Here is a 2,924-nt window from a genome sequence, read left to right as displayed (position 1 = left end):
TTTGTTTGGAACGATTACTTAGAAGTCTTGCGGTTGCGCTTCTGCCACTCGCGCGGCGGGATGCCGAATACCTTGTGGAAGGCACGGGAGAAGTGCAGCTGATTCGGATAGCCGACAGAACGAGCAATCGTTGCAATCGGAGCGGCACCGATCTGAAGATAGTGACAAGCAACGCTCATGCGCTGGCGGATCAGGTATTCCTGCGTGGTCATGCCGGTCGCATCGCGGAACAGCTTGCCGAGGTAGCTTCTGTTCAAGCCACAGTACTGAGCGACATCTTCTACCGAAATATCCTGCGGATACTTGGTCTTGATATACCGGATGGACTTGTCAACGTAATACTGCTGGAGGTTGGATACCTTCGGCTGGCACGGACGCGGGCTTTCCTCTACCAGATTGTCCAGCATTTCCATAGCCAGACCATATGCTGCCAGAGCACCGAGTTCTGCGTCCGGCTCGGTCAGGCGAGTCAGTGTTTTTGCTGTCTTGCAGTTTTCTCCCAGATCTGCCAGAGACAGAATCGGCTTTTGCGGTGTCAGACCGGCGCGTGCCAGAATCTTTGGCAGCGGATCGCCGGACATCTCTGCCCACATAACCTTGACAGGGCCGTCAAATGCGGAAGCATTGACACAGACGTCTGGGAACATGACGAGGACGGAGCCAGGCTCGATGGTATGAAGCGATGTGCCGAGCTTGAAGCTGCCAGAGCCTTCTGTTATATATGCGATAACAGTGTGCTCGTTCAAAAACGGCAGCTGCTTAGAATCAGCGTCCTTCTCGTACCGGCCATACTGCCGCAGAGCAGTCTGGCAAAAGCTGGCAGAGTCACAGAATTGAGTTGTAAATTCGACCATAATAAATCTCTCCTTGCCTGTGCATATCCGTAAATAAGGGGAAACGTACGGTTTATGCAAATATTCCTTCTCAAATCTCTCAATATATTATCATTATACGGAAAAGAACAACATATTGCAAGAGGACTTTTGAAATTTTTAAAGAAAACTTAAATTGGCATAAAGAAATAAAAGAAAAAGGAAAATCGAATAAATGCGAGATTGCCATGCGTAAGAGGCGGGTAAATTTTATCAGATATGCGTGCTGGGTGTGCGCGGGGAATGTCGGGAAAAATAAGAATAGTTAACGAAAATCGCGAAAAAGTTGACATTTAGATGACGAAAAGTAACAAGTGTGAAAATGAAATATCGGAGTTTTTCGGGTAAGAACAGATAAAATCCGGCTGGTGTTTGGGAAAAACATTGGGCTGTACGGAGAAAAAATTATATTTTGCGGCAAACCTCTTGTTTCGGATTGTTCGTTGTGCTATTCTAAACGGTATGGGTGGTATTACGAGGATACATCGTAAACTGCACCGGATGTTTTTTCTTTTTTTCGGCACAGCCTATATTGCCGCGGGCAAGTGGGACTGATGCACAGGGAATCGCCGACGGTAGAAATACGGAGGTGGTTCGTATGAAAATTGGTTTTATCGGCGCGGGAAACGTCGGTACGTCGCTCGGAAAATTGTTTACCCAGCACGGTATCGCCGTCACAGGCTATTTTAGCAGAACCCGCAAGCACGCCGAAGAGGCAGCAGAGTTTACAAGGACGCATTGCTTTGATACATTGGAAGAGATTGTACAGGCGAGCGATACCCTGTTCGTGACCACATCGGATGGTGCGGTTGCACGCATGTGGAAGGACATGAAAACACTGCCGATCAAAAGTAAATGGATATGCCATTGCAGCGGCGCACTGCCCAGCTCGGTGTTCGAGGGAGCGGATGCGTGCGGCGCACAGACTTGTTCCGTGCACCCGATGATGGCAGTCAGTGACCGATTCTCCGCGTGGGAAAAGCTGACCGGCGCATTTTTTACGCTGGAAGGCAATGGTGCACCGCATATGCAGGGCGTGTTAGACGCCTGCGGCATTCAGCACGCAACCATTCAAGCGGCGGACAAGGCGCGGTATCATTTGGCATCGTGCGTTGTGAGCAATCTGGTCGTTGGACTGGCGGACTGGGGCACACAGCTCTTGGAGCAGTGCGGATTTACGCCGGAGCAGGCGCTGACAGCATTGACCCCGCTCATGCGCGGAAATATGCAGGCGATTTGCGACAAAGGCCCGCAAAACGCCCTGACCGGTCCGGCAGAGCGCGGCGACATGGGAACGATTCAGTCGCACATGGCATGTCTGACGCGGGAAGAACAGGCACTATATGCCCGTCTGACGCGCAGATTGTGCGACATCGCGCACAAAAAACATCCTGACAGAGACGATACCGCCCTCACTGAGTATTTGGAGGGATTGTCATGAAGAACACGGTTTTAACATTCCAGCAGGCAAAAAAAGAAGGCACGCGTCTGTCGATGCTGACGGCATATGATTACTCGACCGCAAAGCTCGTCGATGCAGCAGGCATCAACTCAATTTTGGTAGGAGATTCGCTGGGAAATACCATTCTCGGCTATGAGGACACATTGTCCGTTACAATGGAAGATATGATTCATCATACGGCAGCTGTTGCCCGCGGTGCAAAAAATGCACTGGTTATCGGCGATATGCCATTTATGTCGTATCAGGCATCTGTTTATGACGCTGTTGTCAATGCAGGCAGACTGATGAAGGAAGGCCGCGCGCAGGCAGTCAAGCTGGAGGGCGGCGCTTCGGTATGCGAGCAGATCAAGGCAATTGTCGGCGCATCCATTCCGGTTTGCGCGCATCTCGGTCTGACTCCGCAGTCCATCAATGCATTCGGCGGCTTTAAGGTACAGGGCAAGGGCGAGAAGGAAGCACAGCAGATTCTGGATGATGCCCGCCGCGTACAGGAAGCAGGTGCCTTTGCTGTTGTTCTGGAAGGCATTCCGGCACTGCTGGCACAGAAGATCACAGACAGCTTGGACATTCCGACCATCGGCATCGGCGCT

At 51.2% G+C, this 2,924-nt stretch carries 3 protein-coding genes; 2 read left to right on the top strand and 1 reads right to left on the bottom strand.

The features are described from left to right. Positions 1-14 precede the first annotated feature (14 nt). Positions 15-854: an AraC family transcriptional regulator gene (locus tag ACR0P9_RS10230; RefSeq protein ID WP_432619825.1), complete on the bottom strand. Its 840-nt coding sequence runs from the start codon at positions 852-854 to the stop codon at positions 15-17. Between the two features lie 484 nt (positions 855-1,338). Between ACR0P9_RS10230 and ACR0P9_RS10225 the strand changes: the two genes are divergently transcribed. Then, complete coding sequence (locus tag ACR0P9_RS10225; RefSeq protein ID WP_432619823.1) at positions 1,339-2,313, top strand: Rossmann-like and DUF2520 domain-containing protein; 975 nt, start codon at positions 1,339-1,341, stop codon at positions 2,311-2,313. Further along, a partial coding sequence (gene panB / locus ACR0P9_RS10220) for a 3-methyl-2-oxobutanoate hydroxymethyltransferase (protein ID WP_432619821.1) occupies positions 2,310-2,924 on the top strand: 615 nt, incomplete at its 3' end. The genes ACR0P9_RS10225 and panB, both read left to right, overlap by 4 nt.

Source organism: Butyricicoccus sp. (assembly GCF_050872565.1).
In the GTDB taxonomy this organism is placed as follows: domain Bacteria; phylum Bacillota; class Clostridia; order Oscillospirales; family Butyricicoccaceae; genus Butyricicoccus_A.
The sequence above is the reverse complement of the archived record's forward strand: the minus strand, read 5'-3'. Positions and strand labels throughout refer to the sequence as shown.